The 23,527-nt window shown below is 61.2% G+C and carries 18 protein-coding genes; 15 read left to right on the forward strand and 3 right to left on the reverse strand.

Going from position 1 to position 23,527, the window contains the following annotated elements; translation table 11 throughout:
• Window positions 1-105: 105 nt before the first annotated feature.
• The 15 genes from ACSQ17_RS04615 (at window position 106) to ACSQ17_RS04685 (ending at window position 20,296) form a co-directional block, all read left to right on the forward strand.
• Window positions 106-282 carry a hypothetical protein gene (locus tag ACSQ17_RS04615; protein ID WP_003244646.1) on the forward strand — a complete coding sequence of 59 codons (177 nt, stop codon included), beginning with the start codon at window positions 106-108 and terminating at the stop codon, window positions 280-282.
• Window positions 266-3,220, forward strand: a complete 2,955-nt coding sequence (locus ACSQ17_RS04620; RefSeq protein ID WP_436067770.1) for a sensor histidine kinase — start codon at window positions 266-268, stop codon at window positions 3,218-3,220. The genes ACSQ17_RS04615 and ACSQ17_RS04620 overlap by 17 nt, the downstream gene beginning before the upstream one ends.
• Before the next feature lie 76 nt (window positions 3,221-3,296).
• Window positions 3,297-4,724 (forward strand): sigma-54-dependent transcriptional regulator, encoded by a 1,428-nt coding sequence (locus ACSQ17_RS04625; RefSeq protein ID WP_436067771.1) that lies wholly within the window; start codon window positions 3,297-3,299, stop codon window positions 4,722-4,724.
• Between the two features lie 708 nt (window positions 4,725-5,432).
• Window positions 5,433-6,839 (forward strand): polynucleotide adenylyltransferase PcnB, encoded by a 1,407-nt coding sequence (locus ACSQ17_RS04630; RefSeq protein ID WP_436067772.1) that lies wholly within the window; start codon window positions 5,433-5,435, stop codon window positions 6,837-6,839.
• Window positions 6,839-7,336 (forward strand): 2-amino-4-hydroxy-6-hydroxymethyldihydropteridine diphosphokinase, encoded by a 498-nt coding sequence (gene folK, locus ACSQ17_RS04635; protein WP_436067773.1) that lies wholly within the window; start codon window positions 6,839-6,841, stop codon window positions 7,334-7,336. Before ACSQ17_RS04630 ends, folK begins: the two co-directional genes overlap by 1 nt.
• Before the next feature lie 235 nt (window positions 7,337-7,571).
• Window positions 7,572-8,372, forward strand: a complete 801-nt coding sequence (gene panB / locus ACSQ17_RS04640; protein ID WP_436067774.1) for a 3-methyl-2-oxobutanoate hydroxymethyltransferase — start codon at window positions 7,572-7,574, stop codon at window positions 8,370-8,372.
• The gene (panC, locus tag ACSQ17_RS04645) at window positions 8,369-9,229 is read left to right on the forward strand and encodes a pantoate--beta-alanine ligase (protein ID WP_436067775.1); all 861 of its coding nucleotides are present in this window, start codon (window positions 8,369-8,371) and stop codon (window positions 9,227-9,229) included. The genes panB and panC overlap by 4 nt, the downstream gene beginning before the upstream one ends.
• A 171-nt stretch (window positions 9,230-9,400) precedes the next feature.
• On the forward strand, window positions 9,401-11,065 hold the full coding sequence (gene pgi / locus ACSQ17_RS04650; RefSeq protein ID WP_436067776.1) for a glucose-6-phosphate isomerase: 1,665 nt from the start codon (window positions 9,401-9,403) through the stop codon (window positions 11,063-11,065).
• A gap of 92 nt (window positions 11,066-11,157) precedes the next feature.
• A complete protein-coding gene (acs, locus tag ACSQ17_RS04655) occupies window positions 11,158-13,095 on the forward strand; it encodes an acetate--CoA ligase (protein ID WP_436067777.1) in 1,938 nt (645 codons plus the stop codon).
• Between the two features lie 136 nt (window positions 13,096-13,231).
• Window positions 13,232-14,110, forward strand: coding sequence for an oxygenase MpaB family protein (locus tag ACSQ17_RS04660; RefSeq protein WP_436067778.1), 879 nt, complete (start codon window positions 13,232-13,234; stop codon window positions 14,108-14,110).
• 95 nt (window positions 14,111-14,205) lie between these two features.
• Window positions 14,206-15,387, forward strand: a complete 1,182-nt coding sequence (locus ACSQ17_RS04665; RefSeq protein WP_436067779.1) for an acetyl-CoA C-acetyltransferase — start codon at window positions 14,206-14,208, stop codon at window positions 15,385-15,387.
• Between the two features lie 148 nt (window positions 15,388-15,535).
• Window positions 15,536-16,552, forward strand: coding sequence for a class I SAM-dependent rRNA methyltransferase (locus tag ACSQ17_RS04670; RefSeq protein ID WP_436067780.1), 1,017 nt, complete (start codon window positions 15,536-15,538; stop codon window positions 16,550-16,552).
• 101 nt (window positions 16,553-16,653) lie between these two features.
• A complete protein-coding gene (locus ACSQ17_RS04675) occupies window positions 16,654-19,662 on the forward strand; it encodes a DUF748 domain-containing protein (RefSeq protein WP_436067781.1) in 3,009 nt (1,002 codons plus the stop codon).
• Window positions 19,663-19,676: 14 nt separating this feature from the next.
• Complete coding sequence (locus ACSQ17_RS04680; protein WP_436067782.1) at window positions 19,677-19,973, forward strand: DUF2845 domain-containing protein; 297 nt, start codon at window positions 19,677-19,679, stop codon at window positions 19,971-19,973.
• 23 nt (window positions 19,974-19,996) lie between these two features.
• On the forward strand, window positions 19,997-20,296 hold the full coding sequence (locus tag ACSQ17_RS04685; RefSeq protein ID WP_233686455.1) for a DUF2845 domain-containing protein: 300 nt from the start codon (window positions 19,997-19,999) through the stop codon (window positions 20,294-20,296).
• Window positions 20,297-20,353: 57 nt separating this feature from the next.
• On the opposite strand, the gene ACSQ17_RS04690 is transcribed toward ACSQ17_RS04685, so the two are convergent.
• From ACSQ17_RS04690 to pnp, 3 genes are all read right to left on the reverse strand, one after another.
• Window positions 20,354-20,551, reverse strand: a complete 198-nt coding sequence (locus ACSQ17_RS04690) for a CsbD family protein (RefSeq protein ID WP_392540561.1) — start codon at window positions 20,549-20,551, stop codon at window positions 20,354-20,356.
• Window positions 20,552-20,615: 64 nt separating this feature from the next.
• Complete coding sequence (locus tag ACSQ17_RS04695; protein WP_436067783.1) at window positions 20,616-20,984, reverse strand: BON domain-containing protein; 369 nt, start codon at window positions 20,982-20,984, stop codon at window positions 20,616-20,618.
• 298 nt (window positions 20,985-21,282) lie between these two features.
• Entirely contained in the window at window positions 21,283-23,388 is a 2,106-nt protein-coding gene (gene pnp / locus ACSQ17_RS04700) for a polyribonucleotide nucleotidyltransferase (RefSeq protein WP_436067784.1), read from the reverse strand.
• Window positions 23,389-23,527: the final 139 nt, after the last annotated feature.

Here is a 23,527-nt window from a genome sequence, read left to right on the forward strand (position 1 = left end):
AGCCAAGCCTGCACCACCCTATTCGCGCCGCCCGACCAACAGCCAGCCTACGCAGAGCGTCACGCATCCGTTACCATCGCCGGCAATTTAGTGAAGAGATGCGGCATGTATATCTATCGATTGGTGCTGATCCTGGTGGTGGGGATCTACCTGTTCTCCCCGGCCATCATGGACTGGTGGATCGACCCCAATGGGGCCTGGTACCGCCCCTACCTGCTGTGGCTGATCCTGATAGTCGTGACCTTTATCCTTCAGAGCCAACGTGATGCTGACGAGCTTTAGCCTGAGCCAGCTGATTCTGATCAGCGCGGCCTACCTTCTTATTCTGTTTGGCGTGGCCTGGATCAGTGAGCACGGCCTGATTCCACGCTGGGTGATCCGCCATCCATTGACCTACACCCTGTCGCTCGGCGTCTATGCCAGCGCCTGGGCCTTCTATGGCACCGTGGGGCTGGCCTACCAATACGGCTACGGTTTTCTCGCCAGTTACCTCGGGGTGTCCGGGGCGTTTCTGCTGGCGCCGGTGCTGCTCTACCCGATTCTACGCATCACCCGTACTTACCAGCTGTCATCGCTGGCCGACCTGTTTGCCTTCCGCTTTCGCAGCACCTGGGCCGGCGCCCTGAGCACCGTGTTTATGCTGGTGGGCGTGCTGCCTTTGCTGGCCCTGCAGATTCAGGCGGTGGCCGACTCCATCGGCATTCTCACCCGCGAGCCGGTGCAGGAGCGCGTGGCATTGGCCTACTGCGGGCTGATCATTCTGTTCACCATCCTGTTCGGCGCGCGGCATATCGCCACCCGCGAGAAACATGAAGGCCTGGTGTTCGCCATCGCTTTCGAGTCGGTGGTCAAACTGGTGGCGATCAGCGCCATCGGCCTGTACGCGCTGTATGGTGTGTTCGACGGCCCGCAGGACCTGCAATCCTGGCTGGTGCAGAACCAGTCGTCGCTGACCAGCCTGCACACGCCGCTGCAGGAAGGCCCTTGGCGCACCCTGCTGCTGGTGTTTTTCGCCTCGGCTATCGTCATGCCGCACATGTACCACATGACCTTTACCGAGAACCTCAACCCGCGTGCCATGGTCAGCGCCAGCTGGGGTCTGCCGCTGTTCCTGCTGCTGATGAGCCTGGCGGTGCCGCTGATCCTCTGGGCTGGGCTGAAACTGGGCGCCACCACCAACCCGGAATACTTCACCCTCGGCGTCGGCATCGCGGTCAACAGCCAGACCCTGGCACTGATTGCCTATGTCGGCGGGCTGGCAGCATCCAGCGGGCTGATCATCGTCAGCACCCTGGCCTTGTCAGGCATGGTGCTCAACCATGTGGTGCTGCCGCTGTACCAGCCACCCTCGGAAGGCAATATCTACCGCTGGCTGAAGTGGACGCGGCGCGCGCTGATCCTGCTGATCATCATGGCCGGTTACGGCTTCTATCTATTACTCGGTGCCGAACAGGACCTGGCCAATCTCGGCATCGTCGCCTTCGTCGCCACCTTGCAGTTCCTCCCCGGCGTACTGTCGGTGCTGTACTGGCCGACCGCCAACCGCAAAGGCTTTATCGCCGGGCTGCTGGCGGGTGTCGGTGTGTGGGTGGTGAGCATGCTGCTGCCGATGCTCGGCAACCTGCAGGGTTTCTACCTGCCCTGGTTCAACGTCATCTATGTGCTGGATGACAGCAGCTGGCACCTGGCCGCCATTGGCTCGCTGGCCGCCAACGTGTTGGTGTTCACCCTGGTCTCGCTGTTTACCGAAGCCAGCCCGGAGGAAAAGAGCGCTGCCGAAGCCTGCGCCGTGGATAACGTGCGCCGCCCGCAACGCCGTGAACTGCTGGCTGCCTCGCCGCAGGAGTTTGCCGCGCAACTGGCCAAACCGCTGGGGGCGAAAACGGCCCAGCACGAAGTCGAGCAAGCCCTGCGCGACCTGCATCTGCCCTTCGATGAAGGCCGCCCCTATGCCCTGCGCCGCCTGCGCGACCGCATCGAGGCCAACCTCTCCGGCCTGATGGGCCCCAGCGTGGCCCAGGACATCGTCGAAACCTTCCTGCCTTATAAAGCTGGCAGCGAAACCTACGTCACCGAAGACATCCACTTTATCGAGAACCGCCTGGAGGACTACCACTCGCGCCTCACGGGCCTGGCCGCCGAACTCGACACCCTGCGCCGTTACCACCGTCAGACGCTGCAGGAGCTGCCCATGGGCGTCTGTTCGCTGGCCAAGGATCAGGAGATCCTGATGTGGAACAAGGCCATGGAAGAGCTCACCGAAATCCCCGCGCAGCGTGTGGTCGGCTCGCGCCTGAATACCCTGGGCGAGCCCTGGCGCGGCTTGCTGGAACGGTTTATCGAACTGCCCGACGAGCACCTGCACAAACAGCGTCTGGCCCTCGACGGCCAGACCCGCTGGCTCAACCTGCACAAGGCGGCCATCGACGAGCCCCTGGCGCCGGGTAACAGCGGCCTGGTGCTGCTGGTTGAAGACCTCACGGAAACCCAGATGCTCGAAGACAAGCTGGTGCACTCCGAGCGCCTGGCTTCTATCGGTCGCCTGGCCGCCGGGGTGGCGCATGAAATTGGCAACCCGATCACCGGCATCGCCTGCCTGGCGCAGAACCTGCGCGAAGAGCGCGAAGGCGACCCGGAGCTGACCGAGATCAGCGAGCAGATCATCGAGCAGACCAAACGCGTGTCACGCATCGTTCAGTCGCTGATGAGCTTTGCCCATTCCGGCAGCCACCAGAACAGCGAAGAACCGGTGTGCCTGGCGCAGGTCGCCCAGGATGCCATCGCCCTGCTGGCGCTCAACCGGCGCAGTGTCGAAGTGCAGTTTTTCAACCTCTGCGACTCCGACCACTGGGTGGTCGGTGACCCGCAACGCCTGGCCCAGGTACTGATCAACCTGCTCTCCAACGCCCGCGATGCCTCACCAGCGGGCAGCGCGATCAGGGTCAAGAGCGAGCGTTTCGAGCACACCGTCGACCTGATCGTCGAGGATGAAGGCAGCGGTATTCCCAAGGCGATCATCGACCGCCTGTTCGAACCCTTCTTCACCACCAAGGACCCGGGCAAAGGTACGGGGCTGGGCCTTGCACTGGTCTATTCGATCGTGGAAGAGCATTATGGACAGATAACAATCGACAGCCCGGCCGACCCCGAGCTCCAACGTGGCACCCGTATCCGGGTCAGCCTGCCGCGACATGTCGAGACGACGTCCATAGCGACTTAAACCAGCTACCAGCGAGCATGCCTGCCAGGCCCTTTAGCCCAGCGGCATGCCCCGAGACCGTCGAGAGACCGAATTGATGCCTCATATTTTGATCGTCGAAGACGAAACCATTATCCGCTCTGCCTTGCGTCGCCTGCTGGAACGTAACCAATACGAAGTCAGCGAAGCCGGCTCGGTACAGGAAGCGCAAGAGCGCTTCAGCATCCCCAGTTTCGACCTGATCGTCAGCGACCTGCGCCTGCCGGGCGCGCCCGGCACCGAGCTGATCAAGCTCGGCCAAGGCACCCCGGTGCTGATCATGACCAGTTACGCCAGCCTGCGATCAGCGGTCGACTCTATGAAGATGGGTGCAGTGGATTACATCGCCAAACCTTTCGACCACGACGAAATGCTCCAGGCCGTGGCGCGCATCCTGCGCGATCACCAGCAGGCCAAGAGTGCGCCGGCACCGACCACCAGTGCGGCAAAAGCCAACACCGACAAGGTGGTGGACAACAGCAATGGCGAAATCGGCATCATCGGCTCCTGCGCCGCCATGCAGGAGATGTACAGCAAGATTCGCAAGGTCGCGCCCACTGACTCCAACGTGCTGATCCAGGGTGAGTCCGGCACCGGTAAAGAACTGGTCGCCCGCGCCCTGCACAACCTTTCGCGCCGAGCCAAGGCACCGCTGATTTCGGTGAACTGCGCGGCCATCCCGGAAACCCTGATCGAATCCGAACTGTTCGGCCACGAAAAAGGTGCCTTTACCGGTGCCAGCGCCGGGCGTGCCGGTCTGGTGGAAGCCGCCGACGGCGGCACCCTGTTCCTCGATGAAATCGGTGAGTTGCCTCTGGAGGCTCAGGCGCGTCTGCTGCGTGTATTGCAGGAAGGCGAGATTCGCCGGGTCGGCTCGGTGCAATCACAGAAAGTCGATGTGCGCCTGATCGCCGCTACCCACCGCGACCTGAAAACCCTGTCGAAGATCGGCCAGTTCCGTGAAGACCTGTATTACCGTCTGCATGTGATCGCCCTGAAACTCCCCGCACTACGCGAGCGTGGGGCCGACGTGATCGAAATCGCCCGTGCCTTCCTGATCCGCCAGAGCAGCCGCCAGGGTCGCCTCGACCTGAGCTTTGCCAGCGACGCCGAACAGGCCATCCGCCATTACCCTTGGCCGGGTAACGTGCGTGAGCTGGAGAACGCCATCGAGCGCGCGGTGATTCTCTGCGAAGGCAACAGCATCTCGGCCGAGCTGCTGGGCATCGATATCGAGCTGGATGACCTTGAGGACGACTTTACCGGTCTGCCTGCCCAGAGCAACGGCCTGGGGCATGAGCCGAGCGAACCGACCGAAGATCTGTCCCTGGAAGACTACTTTCAGCACTTCGTTCTGGAACACCAGGACCACATGACCGAGACCGAACTGGCCCGCAAACTCGGTATCAGCCGTAAGTGCTTATGGGAACGTCGCCAACGCCTGGGTATTCCACGGCGCAAATCTTCGGGGGCAACCGCAGGCTAGAGCCCTGCGTGTGGGTGACAGATGTGTGCGCCAGAGGTTCCCCAGTCTGTTACCCATCCAACACTTAGTAACAAAAGCCGGGTCTTATGGTAACGAGAACCCGGCTTTTTTATGCCTACCCGCCACCCCATAAACACCCCAAACCATTGTTTTTAAAGGAATTAAAAAAACTGGCACGGGTTCTGCTTTATTGCTGGCACAACAACAATAACAAGCATGACCCTGAATAATAAAAATAAGACACATCGACTCCAGCACAACAAAAACAATAACGCGGAGGCGCAGCTAACTGATTCTTTTGGAACGGAATTGCCTTTGGGGTTCGCCCCAAAACCAGGCTGAGAATAATAAAACTGCCCTAAGGCAGCGCCGGAACTGGTTGGGTCACTGTGTGATCATGGCAGCGTCAGCATCCAAAGCAATCCGTTTGCTCTTAATTCCCGACCTGGGAAGGTTTCCAAAGGTCCTTGACTGGATGGAACGGGCAAATCAACAAAAACAACAAGCCCGCCATAATAATAAAAATAGAGCACGCACCAATTTGGGGGGGAGCTTCGGCTCCCCCAGTAGCTTCCAACTCCCCGCCTGTAACCCTCTCTTGCCTTTTCCTGCAGTAACTCCCGAAATTCCCGACTCAATGCTAGAATCCGCGCCATTCCTGCGGCCGGCATATACTCTGGCCAGTCATTTAGTCAAACAGTGCCTCCCATGCTGAAAAAGCTGTTCAAGTCCTTCCGTACCCCCATTCGTCGTGGCAAACACTCGCACAGCACGCCTGAAGTGCTGAGCCGCAGTCAGCACCCGATCGAGCGCGGTGAAATCAGCCGTTACGCCATCAGCGTGGTCGAACGCCTGCAACAGGCCGGCTACCAGGCCTACCTGGTCGGTGGCTGCGTGCGCGACCTGCTGCTGGATATCGAGCCCAAGGACTTTGACGTCGCGACCAGCGCCACACCCGAGCAGGTGCGCGCCGAGTTCCGTAACGCGCGAGTAATCGGTCGCCGCTTCAAGTTGGTTCATGTGCATTTCGGCCGTGAAATCATCGAAACGGCAACCTTCCGCGCCAACCACCCCGAAGGCGATGAAGAAGAAAACAGCAACCTGTCATCGCGCAACGAAAGCGGACGCATTTTGCGCGACAACGTTTACGGCACCCTCGAAGACGATGCCCAGCGTCGCGATTTCACCATCAATGCGCTGTACTACGACCCCGTCACTGAACGCATTCTCGATTACGCCAATGGCGTGCACGACATTCGCAACCACCTGATCCGTCTGATCGGTGACCCAACCCAGCGCTACCAGGAAGACCCGGTGCGTATGCTGCGGGCCGTGCGCTTCGCCGCCAAGCTGGACTTCGACATCGAGAAACACAGCGCCGCGCCGATCTACAAACTGGCCCCGCTACTCGGCGGAATCCCCGCCGCGCGCCTGTTCGATGAAGTGCTCAAGCTGTTCCTCGCCGGTTACGCGGTGTACACCTACGAACTGCTGGTCGACTACGGTTTGTTCGGCCAGCTGTTCCCGGCCAGTGCCGAAGCGTTGAAGCACAACCCGGACTACACCGATTTACTGATCCGCAATGCCCTGGACAACACCGACCTGCGTATCCATCAGGGCAAGACCGTCACCCCGGCTTTCCTCCTGGCGGCGCTGCTCTGGCCTGCGCTGCCGGCCCGCGTGATCAAGCTACAGGAGCGCGGCATGCCGCCGATCCCGGCCATGCAGGAAGCCGCTCACGAGCTGATCAGCGAACAGTGCCAGCGCATCGCCGTACCTAAGCGCTTTACCATGCCTATCCGTGAAATCTGGGACATGCAAGAGCGCCTGCCACGTCGCAGCGGCAAGCGTGCCGACATGCTCTTGGAAAACCCACGCTTCCGCGCCGGTTACGACTTCCTCCTGCTGCGTGAAAGCGCCGGTGAAGAAACTGGCGGGCTGGGTGACTGGTGGACCCGTTATCAGGACGTTAGTGATAGCGAGCGCCGCAACATGATTCGCGACCTCAGCAGCAAGGACGATGGCCCAGGCGCACCACGCAAGCGCAAACGCAGTAACAGCAAGCGCAAGCGTGGCCCCGCCAGTGATGCTGGCAGCCCTGCTGCAGGTGAGTGATGACGCGCGCTTACATCGGCCTGGGCAGCAATCTGGCGACCCCGCTCCAGCAACTGCGCAGCGCCCTGGCCGCCCTGGCCGCCCTGCCGCAAACGCATCTGATTGCGCAATCTGCCTTCTATGCCAGTGATCCGCTGGGCCCGGCGGATCAGCCGCGCTATGTAAATGCCGTTGCCGCACTGGACACCACACTCAGCCCACTGGCCCTGCTTGATGCGCTGCAGGCTATCGAACTGGAACAGGGCCGTACGCGCAAGGCTGAACGCTGGGGGCCGCGCACGCTCGATCTGGATATCCTGTTGTTCGGTGATCTACAACTCGATGAGCCGCGCCTGATCGTGCCGCATTACCACATGCACGCCCGCGCCTTTGTTCTCTATCCACTGGCCGAGATTGCCCCTGACCTGCAGCTGCCGGATGGTCGCGCGCTGAGCGAGCTGCTGGACGCCTGCCCTTATACGGGCCTGGAACGCCTCAGCGCAGCCGCGCAGACCTGAAACCGATCAACCGCGACTGCCGAGTCATGCCTGCGCCGTTGCACTAACCTCGAAGTCAGGCAGGCACATTGGCGGTAACGCCAGTAACAGGCCGGTAACACCCGCAATTGACTTCGAGCCCCCCCATCAGGACTATAGGCGTCCCGTTGCCCCGCACCGGTGCAATTCGAGGCCAATGCAGGCCAACTTGAAGCAGCACAACTGCTGACTGAACGCCTGAGTGAGGACAGTTTTCATGCCTGATGTAACCCTGACCACCCTGCAAAGCCTCAAGCAGAGCGGCGAGAAAATCGCCATGCTGACCTGCTATGACGCCACGTTCGCCCAAACGGCCTGCCAGGCCGGTGTCGATGTGCTGCTGGTGGGCGATTCCCTCGGCATGGTCTTGCAAGGCCATGACAGCACGCTGCCCGTTACTGTCGCCGACATGGCGTACCACACCGCCAGCGTCAAACGTGGCAACCAGGGCGCGCTGATTCTCGCCGACCTGCCCTTTATGGCCTACGCCACTCTTGAGCAAGCCCTGAACAACAGCGCCGCGCTGATGCAGGCCGGCGCGCACATGGTCAAGCTGGAAGGTGCCGCCTGGCTGGCTGAGCCGATTCACCAATTGGCCGAACGTGGTGTACCGGTCTGCGCCCACCTGGGCTTGACCCCACAGGCAGTGAATATCCTTGGTGGTTATAAAGTGCAGGGCCGCCAGGAAGCCCAGGCCCGGCAGATGCGCGCCGACGCCATGGCCCTGGAACAGGCCGGCGCCGCCATGCTGCTGCTGGAATGCGTGCCCAGCGAACTGGCTGCAGAAATCAGCCAGGCAGTGAAAATCCCGGTGATCGGCATCGGTGCTGGCGTGGCCACCGACGGCCAGGTGCTGGTACTGCACGACATGCTCGGCCTGTCGCTGAGCGGCCGTACGCCGAAGTTCGTGAAGAATTTCATGGCCGGCCAGAGCAGCATCCAGAACGCCATCAGCGCTTATGTCAAAGCGGTCAAAGACCAGAGCTTCCCAGCAGCCGAACACGGATTTTCTGCATGAACACAGTTAAAAGCGTGCGCGAGTTGCGCGCCGCTGTCGCCCAGGCGCGCGCCGAAGGCAAACAGATCGCCTTCGTGCCGACCATGGGCAACTTGCACGCAGGCCACGCTGCACTGGTGGAAAAAGCCGCCCAGCGCGCCGACTTCGTGGTCGCCAGTATCTTCGTCAATCCGTTGCAGTTCGGCCCCAGCGAAGACCTCGACAAATACCCGCGCACCCTGCTCGCGGACCAGGAGAAGCTGGTCGAAGCCGGCTGCCACCTGCTGTTCACCCCGGATGTAGAAGAAATGTACCCCAGCGGTATGGACGGCCAGACCCGCGTCAGCGTGCCCGGTGTGTCCGAAGGCCTGTGCGGCGCCAGTCGTCCTGGGCACTTCGAAGGGGTCGCCACGGTGGTGAGCAAGCTGTTCAACATGGTGCAGCCGGACCTGGCGATTTTTGGCCAGAAGGATTTCCAGCAACTGGCAGTGATCCGCACCCTGGTGCGTGACCTGAATATGCCGATCCAGATTATCGGTGAACCCACCGTACGCGCCGACGACGGCCTGGCACTGTCTTCGCGCAACGGTTACCTGACGGCCGAGCAACGTGCTGCCGCGCCCGTGCTGTACCGCACCCTGCGCGAGATGGCCGCCGCCATCCAGGCAGGCGAACGTGACTACGCCAAGCTGATTCATGCCGCCCAGACACAGCACAGCGCCGTCGGCTTTCGCCCTGACTACCTGGAAGTGCGTGAAGCCAACGGCTTGCGCCCGGCTACAGCCGATGATCAGCACCTGGTGATTCTGCTGGCCGCTTTTATCGGCAGCACCCGGCTGATCGACAACCTGGCATTTGAGCTCGATACTTCCGCCTGAGAACAGGCATTGACTGACCGCTGCACACACCGCCTTGGCAACCTGAGCGGTTTGCAGGGGTCTACTTAAGCAGGCTTGCCAACCGCACCTGCCAGCTACACTCCAGGCCCGGATCACTCCGGGCCTTTTTACATGATTGATTAGCCGCACCCAGGAAAGGAACACGCACCAATGGCTTACTACCAGCAGCCGCATGATGTCACCAACCTGCCCGCCTGGCAGGCACTGCGCGAACATCGCCAGCAGATGAACGACTTCAGCCTGCGCGAGGCCTTCGCCAGTGATCCGCAGCGCTTCTCGCGGTTCTCCCTGAGCGGCTGCGGGCTGCTGCTGGATTACTCGAAAAACCTGGTCAACGACACGACTCTGCAACTTCTGGTGCAACTGGCCGAGCAAAGCCAACTGGGCGAATCCATCCAGGCGCTGTTCAAGGGCGAGCAGGTCAACGCCTCGGAAGGCCGCGCGGCCCTGCACACAGCCTTGCGCAGCCCGATTGGTCGCAGTCTGAAACTCGATGGCGTAGACCTGATTCCCCAGGTGCACCGCGTGCTCAACCAGATGACCGAGTTGGTCAGCCGCATCCACAGCGGCCTGTGGCGCGGCTACAGCGACAAACCGATCACCGAAGTGGTGAACATCGGCATCGGCGGCTCGTTCCTCGGCCCGCAGCTGGTATCCGAGGCGCTGCGCCCCTTTACCCAGCGCGGCGTGCGTTGCCATTACCTGGCCAATATTGACGGCAGTGAATTCCGCGAGTTGACCGCCCGCCTGAATCCGCAGACCACCCTTTTTATCGTCTCGTCGAAATCCTTCGGCACCCTGGAAACCCTGAAGAACGCCCTCGCTGCCCGCGACTGGTACCTGGCCCTGGGCGGCCCGGAAGCCGAACTGCACAAGCACTTTATTGCGGTCACCAGCAACCAGAAAGCCGCCATCGCGTTCGGTATCAAGGCAGAAAACATCTTCCCGATGTGGGACTGGGTCGGCGGGCGTTACTCGCTGTGGTCGGCCATCGGCCTGCCGATCGCCCTGGCCATCGGTATTTCCAACTTTAAGGAACTGCTGGCTGGCGCCTACGCCATGGACCAGCACTTCACCCAGGCGCCGCTGGCGGAAAACATGCCCGTACTGATGGCCCTACTGGGCATCTGGTATGGCAATTTCTGGGGCGCGAAAAGCCAGGCGATTCTGCCCTACGACCACTACCTGCGTAACTTCACCAAGCATTTGCAGCAGCTGGATATGGAATCCAACGGCAAGAGCGTGCGCCAGGACGGCAGCCCCGTGGACTTCAGCACCGGGCCGGTGATCTGGGGCGGCGTGGGCTGTAACGGCCAACACGCGTATCACCAGTTGCTGCACCAGGGCACCGAGCTGATCCCGGCGGACTTTATTGTCCCGGTCAACAGCTTCAGCCCGCTAGCCGACCATCACCAATGGCTGTTCGCCAACTGCCTGTCGCAGAGCCAGGCCTTGATGCACGGCAAGACTCGCGAGGAAGCCGAAGCCGAGTTGCGCGCCAAGGGTCTCGACGAGAGCGAAGTGCAACGCCTGGCACCGCACAAGGTGATCCCCGGTAACCGCCCGAGCAATATCCTCGCGCTGAACCGGGTCGACCCGTTCAACCTCGGCGCGCTGGTGGCGCTGTATGAGCACAAGGTGTTCGTACAGAGCGCCATCTGGGGCATCAACGCCTTCGACCAATGGGGCGTCGAGCTGGGCAAGGAGCTCGGCCAGGGCGTCTACCAGCGCCTCACCGGTCAGCTCGACGAGCCTGCCAGCGATGCCTCGACCCAGGGACTGATCCAGCACTTCCGCGAGCGCCATCGCGGCTAAGCAACACGGCCAAGCGCAGGGCCAGCACTTGAACCAAGCATCCGCTTGGTTCACCCTACGAGCATCGCGGAACACAACAACAAGGACCCGCCATGTTCGAAATCACTCGCCACCCTGTGCCCGATGCTGTGCGCCAGCGCGCCCACCTGGATAACGACGACTACCTGCGTCTGTACCAGCAATCGATCGAGCAACCGGAAACCTTCTGGGCCGAGCAGGCCAAGGCCTTTCTTGACTGGAGCAAACCCTGGACCAGCGTGCAGCAGGGCGACCTGCTCAGCGGTTCAGGCTCGTGGTTCAAGGGCGGGCAACTGAACGTCAGCTACAACTGCATCGACCGTCACCTGGAAAAACGCGGCGAGCAAATTGCACTGATCTGGGAAGGCGACAACCCCAGCGAATCGGCGCACATCACCTACAAGAAGCTGCACCATAACGTCAGCCGCCTGGCCAACGTGCTGAAAAGCCGTGGGGTAAAAAAGGGCGATCGGGTGTGCATCTACATGCCGATGATCCCCGAGGCCACCTACGCCATGCTCGCCTGCACGCGCATCGGCGCGGTGCATTCGGTGGTGTTTGGCGGTTTCTCCCCGGACGCATTGCGTGACCGCATCCTGGATGCCGATTGCCGCACGGTGATCACCGCCGATGAAGGCGTGCGTGGCGGCAAGTACGTGGCGCTCAAGGCCAACGTCGACAAGGCGCTGCAGAGCTGCCCGGCCGTCAGCACAGTGGTGGTGATCGAGCGTACTCAGGGCGAGATCAGCTGGGTCGACGGCCGCGACATCTGGTACCACGAAGCGCTGCGTGAAGCCTCAGGCGACTGCCCACCAGAGCCGATGGATGCCGAAGATCCGCTGTTTATCCTCTACACATCGGGATCGACCGGTAAGCCAAAAGGCGTGCTGCACAGCACCGGTGGCTACTTGCTGATGGCGGCGATGACCCACAAGTACGTATTCGACTACCACGAAGGCGATATCTACTGGTGCACCGCCGACGTCGGCTGGGTCACCGGGCACAGCTATATCGTCTACGGCCCACTGGCCAACGGCGCGACCAGCCTGATCTTCGAAGGCGTACCCAATTATCCCACCGCCTCGCGCTTCTGGCAGGTGATCGACAAACATCAGGTGAACATCTTCTACACCGCGCCCACCGCCCTGCGTGCGCTGATGCGTGAGGGCACTGGCCCGGTCGAATGCACCGAGCGCACCAGCCTGCGCCTGCTCGGCAGCGTCGGCGAGCCGATCAACCCGGAAGCCTGGGAGTGGTATTACAACGTGGTCGGCGAACGCCGCTGCCCGATCGTCGATACTTGGTGGCAGACCGAAACCGGCGCGATCCTGATCACCCCGCTGCCCGGTGCCACCGACCTCAAACCCGGCTCGGCAACCCGGCCGTTTTTCGGCGTGCAGCCGGTGCTGCTGGATGAACAGGGTAAGGAAATCGATGGCCCCGGCTCAGGCGTGCTGGCGATCAAGGACAGCTGGCCGAGTCAGATCCGCAGCGTCTACGGCGACCACCAGCGGATGATCGACACCTATCTGAAGCCCTACCCCGGTTACTACTTCAGCGGCGACGGCGCGCGCCGCGACGAGGACGGTTACTACTGGATCACTGGGCGGGTGGACGATGTGATCAACGTCTCCGGCCACCGCATTGGCACCGCCGAGGTGGAAAGCGCCCTGGTGCTGCACGACGCAGTGGCCGAAGCCGCCGTGGTCGGTTACCCGCACGACCTCAAGGGCCAGGGTATCTACGCCTTCGTCACACCGATGAACGGCGTGGAAATCAACGACGCGCTAAAGAAGGAACTGCTGGCCCTGGTCGGCAAGGAAATCGGCAGTTTCGCCAAGCCCGAACTGATCCAGTGGGCCCCCGGCCTGCCGAAGACCCGTTCGGGCAAGATCATGCGACGTATCCTGCGCAAGATCGCCTGCAACGAGTTGGAAAACATGGGCGACACCTCGACCCTGGCCGACCCGACTGTGGTCGACGGCTTGATCGAACAGCGCCTGAACCGATAACCGCGCCAGGGTATAGGGTGGATCAAGGTGCGTAGCTGACGCTCTGCTCATCCACCAAAAGCCCCGCAATGGAGCGCCACTCGGTGGATCGCTAAAGCGCGATCCACCCTATACCTGCATACGAACAGCCTATTCCATGGAATTTCTGCGCCGCCGTATCGAAAGCCAAGTCCTTAGCCTGAGCGGTATCGCCCTCGGCCAGATCGACTTCGAAAACCCCAAGGGCGACCCTGGCCTGTTCGGCCCGGACTCGGTGAGCTGGCAGGTACATGGCGACTTCACCAGCATGCTGATCGGCGGCATCAGCGCCCTGCTCCTACAAGCCCTGCATCCACTGGCATTGGCCGGCGTGTGGGATCACTCGAACTTTCGTGACGACCTGCTCGGCCGCTTGCGGCGCACCGGGCAGTTTATTTCCGGCACCACCTACGGCGCGCGCGCCGATGCCGACTGGCTGATCGACAAGGTCAAGACCATTCACCTCAAGGTCGTTGGTACCGCCCCGGACGGCCGCGCCTATGCCGCCAGTGACCCAGCACTGCTGACCTGGGTGCATGTGGCCGAGGTGCACAGCTTCCTCCAGGCTCACCTGCGTTACCGCAACCCACAGCTGAGCGAGACGGCCCAGGATCGCTACTACGCGGAAATTGCGCTGATCGCCGAACGTCTGGGCGCGACTCAGGTGCCGCGCTCACGCGCCGAGGTCGCCGCCTACCTGGCAACTGTGCGCCCCGAGTTGCGCTGCGACGAACGCTCGCTGGAGATCCTGCGCATCCTGCTCAACGCGCCGGCACCTAGCACCCTCGCCGCGCCGGCGGCCAAGCTGCTAATGCAGGCCGGCATAGACCTGCTGCCAGCGTGGGCCCAACAGATGCTCGGTCAGCAGATCAGCCCGGCACGCAGCCGGATGATCCACAGCGGCGTACACAGCCTGGCTCCCGTGCTGCGCTGGGCGGTACGCGGCGGCGCTATCCACCGTGCGTGCAAACGTTTGCAGTTGCCCCCGCGCGGCTGACCGGCCAGTTCGCGTGCTGGCCGTGAACAAAGCCGCTGTGCCAACATAGCGACCTTTCGCGGCCCGCCGCGCCTGTCATTTGTGAGGATCGCGTTATGCAAGACGTCGTCATCGTTGCCGCCACCCGCACCGCCATCGGCAGCTTCCAGGGTTCGCTGGCGAATATCCCAGCCCCCGAGCTGGGCGCCGCGGTCATCCGCCGCCTGCTGGAACAAACTGGTCTGGACGGCGCGCAGGTCGATGAAGTGATTCTTGGCCAGGTACTCACCGCAGGCTCCGGGCAGAACCCGGCGCGTCAGGCCGTTATCCTCGCCGGCCTGCCGCATGCCGTGCCGGCACTGACCCTGAACAAGGTCTGCGGTTCGGGCCTGAAAGCCCTGCACCTGGGCGCTCAGGCGATCCGCTGCGGAGACGCCGACGTGATCATCGCCGGCGGTATGGAAAATATGAGTCTGGCCCCTTACGTGATGCCCGGCGCGCGCACCGGCCTGCGCATGGGTCACGGCAAGGTCATCGACACCATGATCAGCGATGGCCTGTGGGATGCCTTCAACGACTACCACATGGGTATCACCGCCGAAAACCTGGTCGACAAGTACGAAATCAGCCGCGAAGCACAGGACGCCTTCGCCGCCGCCTCGCAGCAGAAAGCCGTGGCCGCCATCGAAGCCGGACGCTTTGTCGATGAAATCACCCCGATCCTGATTCCGCAGCGCAAAGGCGACCCAGTGGCCTTCGCCACTGATGAGCAGCCGCGCGCCGGGACTACGGCCGAAAGCCTGGGCAAACTCAAGCCAGCCTTCAAGAAGGACGGCAGCGTCACCGCCGGCAACGCCTCAAGCCTGAATGACGGTGCAGCGGCCGTGCTGCTGATGAGCGCAGACAAAGCCAGGGCCCTCGGTTTGCCGGTACTGGCAAAGATCGCCAGCTACGCCAACGCCGGCGTCGACCCGGCAATCATGGGTATCGGCCCGGTCTCGGCGACCAAACGCTGCCTGGAGAAAGCTGGCTGGCAACTGGCCGACCTCGACCTGATCGAAGCCAACGAAGCCTTCGCCGCCCAGGCCCTTTCGGTGGGCAAAGAGCTGAACTGGGATGCCAGCAAGGTCAACGTCAACGGCGGCGCCATCGCCCTTGGCCATCCGATTGGCGGCTCCGGCTGCCGCGTGCTGGTCACCCTGCTGCACGAGATGATCAAGCGCGACGCCAAGAAAGGCCTCGCCACCCTGTGCATCGGTGGCGGCCAGGGCGTGGCACTGGCGATCGAACGCAACTAAGCCTTAGGGTGGATCACGCTTCATCACTCCACCGCTAGAGTGGAGGTAAACAGAACATCCACCCGACACACTGCATCAAAACAACGCCGGCAAACGCCGGCGTTTTTCTTGGTAAACTGCGCGCCCTCCTTACTCAGAGTCGCCGTGCATGCCCGCTCTCGATCAGGCGCTGCGCGCCGCACTGCATAATCGTCAGAACCTGCTGGCCGAACTGCATCAGCAAGGTACGGACTGCTATCGCCTGTTCCATGGCAGCCAGGAAGGTGCTGGAGGTCTGACCATCGACCGTTACGGCCCACAACTGCTGGTGCAGAGTTTTCACCAGAACCTGAGCCGCGATGAACTGCTGCATCTGGCCGAACAGTGCCAGGCCGGCCTCGGCACCCCGTTGCTGCTGGTGTACAACGACCGCTCCCAGGGCAATTCGCGCATTGATCGCAGCGACCCGGTCTATCAGGCCGAACCGGCTGCACTGGAAGACCTGATTGGCCACGAATGGGGCCTCAACTACCGCGTGCGCGGCCGCCATGCAGGGCAGGACCCGCTGCTGTTCCTCGACCTGCGCAACGCCCGTGGCTGGGTCAAAGCGCACAGCGCCGGTAAATCCGTACTCAACATGTTCGCCTACACCTGCGGCGTTGGCTTGAGCGCAGCGGCCGGTGGGGCCCGCGAAGTCGTAAACCTGGATTTTGCCGAAGGTAATCTGGCGGTCGGCCGCGAGAATGGTGTACTCAACCCTGAGTTACCGGCCATGCAATTTGTCCAGTCGGACTACTTCCCGGCGATTCGCCAATTGGCCGGCCTGCCGATCAATACCCGGCGCGGACAGAAACTGCCGCACTACCCGCGCCTGGAACAACGCCAGTTCGATCTGGTGCTGCTTGACCCGCCCGCCTGGGCCAAGAGCGCTTTCGGCACCGTCGACCTGCTGCGCGATTACCAGAGCTTGCTCAAGCCGGCGATTCTCGCCACCGCCGAAGACGGCGTGCTGATCTGCTGCAACAACCTGGCAAAAGTCGCCCTCAGCGATTGGCGCGAACAGGTGCTGCGCTGTGCGGAAAAACTTGGCCGCCCGGTGCGTGACTGGCAAGTGCTACAGCCCGCCAGCGACTTCCCCTCGCAAGATGGCCAACCGCCGCTGAAAACCCTGATCCTGCAGTTCTAAGCCACCCGCAGCGTTAAGAAAATCCCCACGCAGAGCCTCTGCGGAACTGCGCACGCGTGCCATACTCCAAGGCACTTCTCGTCGGGACAGATGACGTTCATATGCTTAAAGGAATAAAGCGCGCTGCCAGCGCCATTGCCATTGCCGTTGCTCTCTACAGCCTGCTCGGCTTTCTGATTCTGCCCGGTATCGGCCTGCGTATCGCCAATCAGCAACTGGCGCAGTACGCCGCGGTACCGGCGTCCCTACAACGCCTGCAACTCAACCCGTTCAGCCTCGAAGTCAGCCTCTGGGGCCTGCAGATTGGCGAAGCCGAGCAGCAGCAGATCGCTTTTGAACGGCTGTATGCCAACCTGCAACTCGACAGCCTGTGGAGCGGCGTGCTGCATCTGGACGACATCGAGCTGGACAAGCCACACAGCGAAATTCTCTTCAGCCAGGATGGTCAGCTCAACCTGACGCAGTTGTTCAAGCTGCCCGCCAGCCCGCAACCGGCTGTCGAAGAGCCGGCTGGAGAACCCTTTCCGCTGCGGATTGCGCGGATCAAGCTGAGCGGCGGCAACGTGCACTTTCAAGACCAGCGCCCCAGCGAGCCCATAGAGTTTCTCTACGACGACCTCAACCTCGAACTGTTCAACCTCAGCACCCTGCCCGACGACAATGCCGACATGAGCCTGGTAGCCACCGGCCCTACCGGCGGGAGGATCGACTGGACCGGGCGTATCAGCCTGGTGCCGATCAGTTCCAGTGGCAGCCTGAAAGTCACCGACGGCAAGCTGAAAGCCTTCTGGCCCTATGTGCGTGATGCCGTGCCGCTGGTTCTGGAAGATGGCAGCATCAACCTCAGCAGCGATTACAGCCTGAACCTGTCCAAAGGCACCGAATTGCTGCTGAGCAACACCCAGCTCAACCTCAACAGCTTTGCCATCAAGAGCCCGGCAGACCAGCCCCTGCTACGCCTGGCCAGCCTGGATATCAGCGAAACCAGCATCGACCTGGCCAAACAGCAGGTCATCGTCGGCAAGATTCGCAGCCAGCAACTGGAAACCTGGGCCGCCCGCGAAGCCGACGGCCAGCTCGACTGGCAAAAGCTACTGGCCAGCCAGCCCGCCAAGCCAGCTCCAGCTCCAGCTCCAGCTCCAGCTCCAGCTCCAAACGAGGGTGATGCGGGGGCCACTGCAACGGCAGAACCCGAGCCGGTAGCCTCCGAGGCGACAACTGCAGAACAAGCCGTGGCTCCACAAACAGCCAGCGCAGAGCAGCCAGAAGAGCCGAGCAAGCCCTGGCAGGTGATTCTTCGCGACGTGCAACTACGCGATTACCAGGTGCATTTGGCAGACCGCGCCGCCGGACCTGAGGTAAAAATCGACCTGGCACCGCTCAACCTTGACCTGAGCGACTTTGACAGCCTGGGCACTTCGCCCTTCACCCTCAAACTCGATACAGGGGTAAACAAGACCGGGCAGATCAAGGCTACGGGGCAAGTGCAACTGAGCCCCACTACCGCCAAACTGCAAGTCGCCACCCGTGATATCGATCTGCGCCTGGCACAGACCTACCTGAGCCCCTTCGTGCGCCTGGAGCTACGCAGCGGAAGGCTTGGCAGCGACCTGGCGGTTGACCTGAAAAGTGTCGAGCCGCTGGTATTCAGCATTGACGGGCAGGCCCAGATCAATCAGTTGCACACCCTCGACACGCTCAAGGATCGCGACTTCCTCAAGTGGCAGCAGGTGTTGGTGGAAGGCCTCGACTATCAACACGGCAAAGGCTTGGTGATCAACCAGGTCAAGCTACAGCAGCCCTATGTGCGCTTTATCATCAACGAAGATTTGACCACCAACATCAACGACCTGCTGGTACCCCAACCCGCCGGCAACAAACCGGCCAATACCGCGGCTGAAAAGCCACTACCGATCCGCATTGGCGGAATCAGCATCAAGGACGGCTCGGCCAACTTCGCCGACTTCAGCCTGCGCCCCAACTTCGCCACAGCCATCGGTCAACTCAACGGCCAGATCGGCAGCCTGGATAACCAGAGCCCGAAAGCGGCCAGCGTCGACATCCAAGGCAAGGTCGATAAATACGCACCGGTCAGCATCAAGGGCAAACTCACCCCGTTTGATCCGCTGAACAGCCTGGATATCGCCACCAGCTTCAAAAATGTCGAGCTGACCACGCTCACGCCCTACTCCGGCAAGTTCGCCGGTTTCCGTATCCGCAAGGGCCGGCTCAACCTCGACCTGCATTACCAGATCGAGAAAGGCAACCTCAATGCAGAGAACAAGTTGCTGCTGGAAGACCTGCAGTTGGGCGAGAAAGTCGACAGCAAGGATGCCATGGACTTGCCGATCCGCCTGGCCGTGGCCCTGCTCAAAGATACCCAAGGCAATATCGAGATCCAGCTACCGGTACAGGGCAACCTCAACAGCCCGGAATTCAGCGTGATGCCGATTGTCTGGCAAACCCTGCGCAATCTGGTACTGCGTGCGGCGCAGGCGCCGTTCAAGTTTATCGGCGGGCTGGTCAGTGGCGGCAGTGATGTCGACCTCAGCACCGTACGCTTCAGCGCAGGTGGCAGCGCGCTTGACGATAATGCACAAAAGACCCTCGACACCCTGGCCAGCGCCCTGAAAGAGCGTCCCACACTGCGCCTTGAAATCGAGGGCATGAGCGCCCAGAGCAGCGATGGCCCGCCATTGGCGGCCGAACGACTGGAGCGTGAATACCAGAGCACCTGGTACAAGATGCTGCAGCGCCGTGGTGACAAGGTACCCGCTGACCCGAGCGAACTGGTGGTGGATGAGGACGATAAAGCCGTGTTGCTTGAAGGCATCTACCGCGCGCGCCTGAAACAGCAGCCGCCGGCAGAGTGGGCCAACCTGGCCGATGAAGAACGCCACGCGAAGATGCGCGAAGGCGTGCTGCAATCCTGGTCGCAAAGCGGCCTGCTGCAACGTCAGCTGGCTCAGGCGCGTGCCGCCGAGATCAAGAACTATCTGGTTGAACGAGGCGGCCTGACGGCAGAACGTATCTACCTGCTGGATGTCAATATGGCACAAGCCGACGCCGATGGCCGCGTCGCCACCACCCTGCACCTGGGTAGCGAATAAGGTAGACGAAGTTGATGCGTACGCGCTCCGTAATCCCGTTGCTCGCCTTGAGCGCAGCAAGCACATTGACGCAGGCTGAAACGCTGCGCTGCGGCAGCCAGTTGGTCAGCCTCGATGACCGCCGTTTCGAGGTGCTGCAAAAGTGCGGCGAGCCGGCTTTTCGCGATTTGGTGGGCTACTCCCTCGGCCCCAATGAACGGCGCGAATACCAGATCGAGGAATGGGTCTACGGCCCGGATAACGGCATGCTCAGCATCCTTACCTTCGAGGGCACGCGCCTGCGCGCCATCGAACGCCGTCGTAGTCGCTAATACTTGCCACGGAAAGCCCACTGATGAAAAAACTGCTTTGTAGCCTTCTGATATTGTTTCCGCTGGGGGCGCACGCCTCATCCACCCTGCGCTGCGACAGCGGCCTGATAAGCCTGGAGGACTCGACCAGCGTAGTCACCAGTAAATGTGGTGAGCCCATCAGCCGAGAGTTTGTTGGCTACCGTGAAGTGCTTGATGCCTATGGTTTTCGTAACGAAGTGGCAGTCGAAGAATGGGCCTACGGCCCGCGCAACGGCATGTACCAGTTTTTGCGCTTCGAGGGTAATCGCCTGGTCAAGATAGAAAGCAAGCGCGGCAGATAATCCCAATACCCACTAAAAAGCCCCGCTGATAAGCCAGCGGGGCTTTTTTACGCCTGATTACAGCTTATTGCTGAAATCACGCAGCTCATCCTGAGCCTTTTCCTTGGTCCAGCCGTAACGCTCCTGCAGCTTGCCTGCCAGGTATTCGCTATGGCCTTCGGCAACATCCAGGTCATCGTCGGTCAGGTTGCCCCAACGCTCCTTGATGCGGCCATTGATCTGCTTCCACTTGCCTTTGATGATATCGGCATTCATTTCACTGTCCTCGTCGTTGAGTGGCGACCAGACGCTGTTACAGCGTCTGGCACACATCCATGGATTACTGAGCAGTTTCCAGGGCTTCGGCGGCTACGGCCTTCACACCTTTGATCTTTCCGGCTTTGGCGATCGCCAGGTCACGCTCAGCCGAGCTGGCCACAATACCGGACAGTGCCACGACCCCCTGATTGGTCTCGACCTTGATGTCGAGGCCGCTCAGGTTGCTATCGGCCAGAAAGGTCGATTTCACCTTGCTGGTGATCCAGGTATCGGAAACCGCATCTTCGGCCTTATCCATCGTTTCACTGGCAGCCAGCATCAGTGGTTGAGCGCTAGGAACACCTGCGGCCAGAACCGGTCCGGCGAGCAGTACACTCAAGGCGGTGGCGGTCATGGCGGTTACAGCAAAATGCTTGATTGGTGTTTTCATGGGTAAAGCCTCCTGCGTTTACTGAACAATCTGCAAGCCACTACGAGCTGCAGCCTCCCCAGTACTATCGCAAGCGTTGTGCCAACCCGAAAAAAGTAAATTTATCTATAAATATCAATCAGTTATAAATAAATTAAATTAACGTAATTCGTGCAATCTGCATGTTCACCCCGACCACGCAAGGCATATTGCACGACGCCTGTGGCCGCTACAGCAGCATGGTCGCCCGGGGCTTTTTGCAGGCAAAAAAAGAGGGCCCCTGAGGGCCCTCTTTATGCAGCGCAAAGCAACTCAGCGATTAAACGCCCGATGCCTTGGCAGCAGCGACGTCCTTGATGGACAGCTTGATGCGGCCACGGTTGTCCACGTCCAGTACCAGCACTTCCACTTCCTGACCTTCTTTCAGCACGTCGGTGACCTTCTCTACGCGCGCATCGCTCAGCATGGAGATGTGCACCAGACCGTCTTTGCCCGGCAGGATGTTGACGAAGGCACCGAAGTCGACGATGCGCTCGACCTTGCCGACGTAGATCTTGCCGATTTCGGCTTCCGCGGTGATGCCCAGAACGCGCTGACGCGCGGCCTCGGCAGCTTCCTTGGTTTCGCCGAAGATCTTGATCGAACCGTCGTCTTCGATATCGATCGAGGCCTTGGTTTCTTCGCAGATGGCACGGATGGTCGCGCCACCTTTGCCGATCACGTCGCGAATCTTGTCCTGGTCGATCTTCATCGCGATCATGGTCGGGGCATTGGCCGACAGCTCGCTACGCGACTGGGCAATGACCTGGTTCATCTGGCCGAGGATGTTCAGGCGCGCTTCCAGGGCCTGGCCCAGGGCGATTTCCATGATTTCTTCGGTGATGCCCTGGATCTTGATGTCCATCTGCAGTGCGGTCACGCCATTGGCGGTACCGGCAACCTTGAAGTCCATGTCGCCCAGGTGGTCTTCGTCACCGAGGATGTCGGTCAGAACGGCGAACTTCTCACCCTCTTTAACCAAACCCATGGCGATACCCGCCACCGGTGCCTTCATCGGCACACCAGCGTCCATCAGGGCCAGGGAAGCGCCGCAAACGGAAGCCATCGAGGACGAACCGTTGGACTCGGTGATTTCCGAGACAACACGAATGGTGTACGGGAACACGTCGGCGGCCGGCAGCATGGCCTGAACCGAACGACGAGCCAGACGACCGTGGCCGATTTCGCGGCGGCCGGTAGCGCCCATGCGACCACACTCGCCCACCGAGTACGGCGGGAAGTTGTAGTGCAGCATGAAGGGGTCTTTCTTCTCGCCTTCGAGGGTGTCGAGCAGCTGTGCGTCACGGGCGGTGCCGAGGGTGGCAACCACCAGGGCCTGGGTTTCGCCACGGGTGAACAGGGCCGAACCGTGGGTCTTGTCGAGCACGCCGACTTCGATGTTCAGGCCACGTACGGTACGGGTGTCACGGCCATCGATACGCGGTTTGCCGTTAACGATGTTCTCGCGCACGGTGCGGTATTCGATTTCGCCGAAGGCGTCTTTGACTTCACCAGCGGTCGGCTGGCCTTCTTCGCCGGAGAACTTGGCAACGACTTGATCGCGCAGCTCGCCCAGACGGCCATAACGCTCGTGCTTGACGGTGATGGTGTAGGCCTTGGAGATCTCGTCGCCGAATTCGCCACGGATGGCGCTCAGCAGGGCGGTGTTCTCAGGCTTGGCTTTCCAGTCCCAGGTCGGCTTGGCAGCTTCGGCCGCCAGCTCGCTAACAGCCTGGATAACGGCCTGGAATTCGTCGTGGGCGAACAGCACAGCGCCCAGCATCTGGTCTTCGGTCAGTTCTTTGGCTTCCGATTCAACCATCAGCACCGCGTCTTTGGTACCAGCCACGACCATGTCCAGGCTGGAAGCCTTGAGCTGCTCGTAGGTCGGGTTCAGCAGGTAGCCGGTTTCCGGGTGGAAGGCGACGCGCGCAGCACCGATCGGGCCGTTGAACGGGATGCCGGAGATGGCCAAGGCAGCCGAGGTACCGATCATCGCAGCGATGTCCGGATCAGTCTTCTTGCTGGTGGAAACCACGGTGCAGATAACCTGCACTTCGTTCTGGAAACCTTCCGGGAACAGCGGACGGATCGGACGGTCGATCAGGCGCGAGGTCAGGGTTTCTTTTTCGCTTGGGCGCGCTTCACGCTTGAAGAAACCACCGGGGATCTTGCCCGCGGCGTAGGTTTTTTCCTGGTAGTGCACGGACAGCGGGAAAAAGCCTTTGCTTGGGTCGGCAGTTTTTGCGCCGGTGACAGCCACCAGCACGGTGACGTCATCGTCAACGGTGACCAGTACTGCGCCGGAGGCTTGACGGGCGATGCGGCCCGTTTCGAGGGTAACGGTCGATTGACCGAACTGGAACTTCTTGATTACCGGGTTCACGGTGTTTTCCTTCTCTTTGTTGCCCTTGGGGAAAGCATTTCTTGCAGCCGTTGCTCAGCATGTGAACAGACGGGTCTTACAGAATGAGTGGGCGGTTACGGGAATCGGACCCGCTATCGTCCAAAACAGCCAAAGCAGA

Source organism: Pseudomonas sp. LjRoot71 (assembly GCF_964253255.1).
Lineage (GTDB): Bacteria > Pseudomonadota > Gammaproteobacteria > Pseudomonadales > Pseudomonadaceae > Aquipseudomonas.

What these genes read in the sequence shown, in the direction of transcription:
- ACSQ17_RS04615 (WP_003244646.1), top strand. Translation starts at nt 106, where the DNA reads ATGTATATCTATCGATTGGTGCTGATCCTGGTGGTGGGGATCTACCTG.
- ACSQ17_RS04620 (WP_436067770.1), top strand. Translation starts at nt 266, where the DNA reads ATGCTGACGAGCTTTAGCCTGAGCCAGCTGATTCTGATCAGCGCGGCC.
- ACSQ17_RS04625 (WP_436067771.1), top strand. Translation starts at nt 3,297, where the DNA reads ATGCCTCATATTTTGATCGTCGAAGACGAAACCATTATCCGCTCTGCC.
- ACSQ17_RS04630 (WP_436067772.1), top strand. Translation starts at nt 5,433, where the DNA reads ATGCTGAAAAAGCTGTTCAAGTCCTTCCGTACCCCCATTCGTCGTGGC.
- folK (WP_436067773.1), top strand. Translation starts at nt 6,839, where the DNA reads ATGACGCGCGCTTACATCGGCCTGGGCAGCAATCTGGCGACCCCGCTC.
- panB (WP_436067774.1), top strand. Translation starts at nt 7,572, where the DNA reads ATGCCTGATGTAACCCTGACCACCCTGCAAAGCCTCAAGCAGAGCGGC.
- panC (WP_436067775.1), top strand. Translation starts at nt 8,369, where the DNA reads ATGAACACAGTTAAAAGCGTGCGCGAGTTGCGCGCCGCTGTCGCCCAG.
- pgi (WP_436067776.1), top strand. Translation starts at nt 9,401, where the DNA reads ATGGCTTACTACCAGCAGCCGCATGATGTCACCAACCTGCCCGCCTGG.
- acs (WP_436067777.1), top strand. Translation starts at nt 11,158, where the DNA reads ATGTTCGAAATCACTCGCCACCCTGTGCCCGATGCTGTGCGCCAGCGC.
- ACSQ17_RS04660 (WP_436067778.1), top strand. Translation starts at nt 13,232, where the DNA reads ATGGAATTTCTGCGCCGCCGTATCGAAAGCCAAGTCCTTAGCCTGAGC.
- ACSQ17_RS04665 (WP_436067779.1), top strand. Translation starts at nt 14,206, where the DNA reads ATGCAAGACGTCGTCATCGTTGCCGCCACCCGCACCGCCATCGGCAGC.
- ACSQ17_RS04670 (WP_436067780.1), top strand. Translation starts at nt 15,536, where the DNA reads ATGCCCGCTCTCGATCAGGCGCTGCGCGCCGCACTGCATAATCGTCAG.
- ACSQ17_RS04675 (WP_436067781.1), top strand. Translation starts at nt 16,654, where the DNA reads ATGCTTAAAGGAATAAAGCGCGCTGCCAGCGCCATTGCCATTGCCGTT.
- ACSQ17_RS04680 (WP_436067782.1), top strand. Translation starts at nt 19,677, where the DNA reads ATGCGTACGCGCTCCGTAATCCCGTTGCTCGCCTTGAGCGCAGCAAGC.
- ACSQ17_RS04685 (WP_233686455.1), top strand. Translation starts at nt 19,997, where the DNA reads ATGAAAAAACTGCTTTGTAGCCTTCTGATATTGTTTCCGCTGGGGGCG.
- ACSQ17_RS04690 (WP_392540561.1), bottom strand. Translation starts at nt 20,551, where the DNA reads ATGAATGCCGATATCATCAAAGGCAAGTGGAAGCAGATCAATGGCCGC.
- ACSQ17_RS04695 (WP_436067783.1), bottom strand. Translation starts at nt 20,984, where the DNA reads ATGAAAACACCAATCAAGCATTTTGCTGTAACCGCCATGACCGCCACC.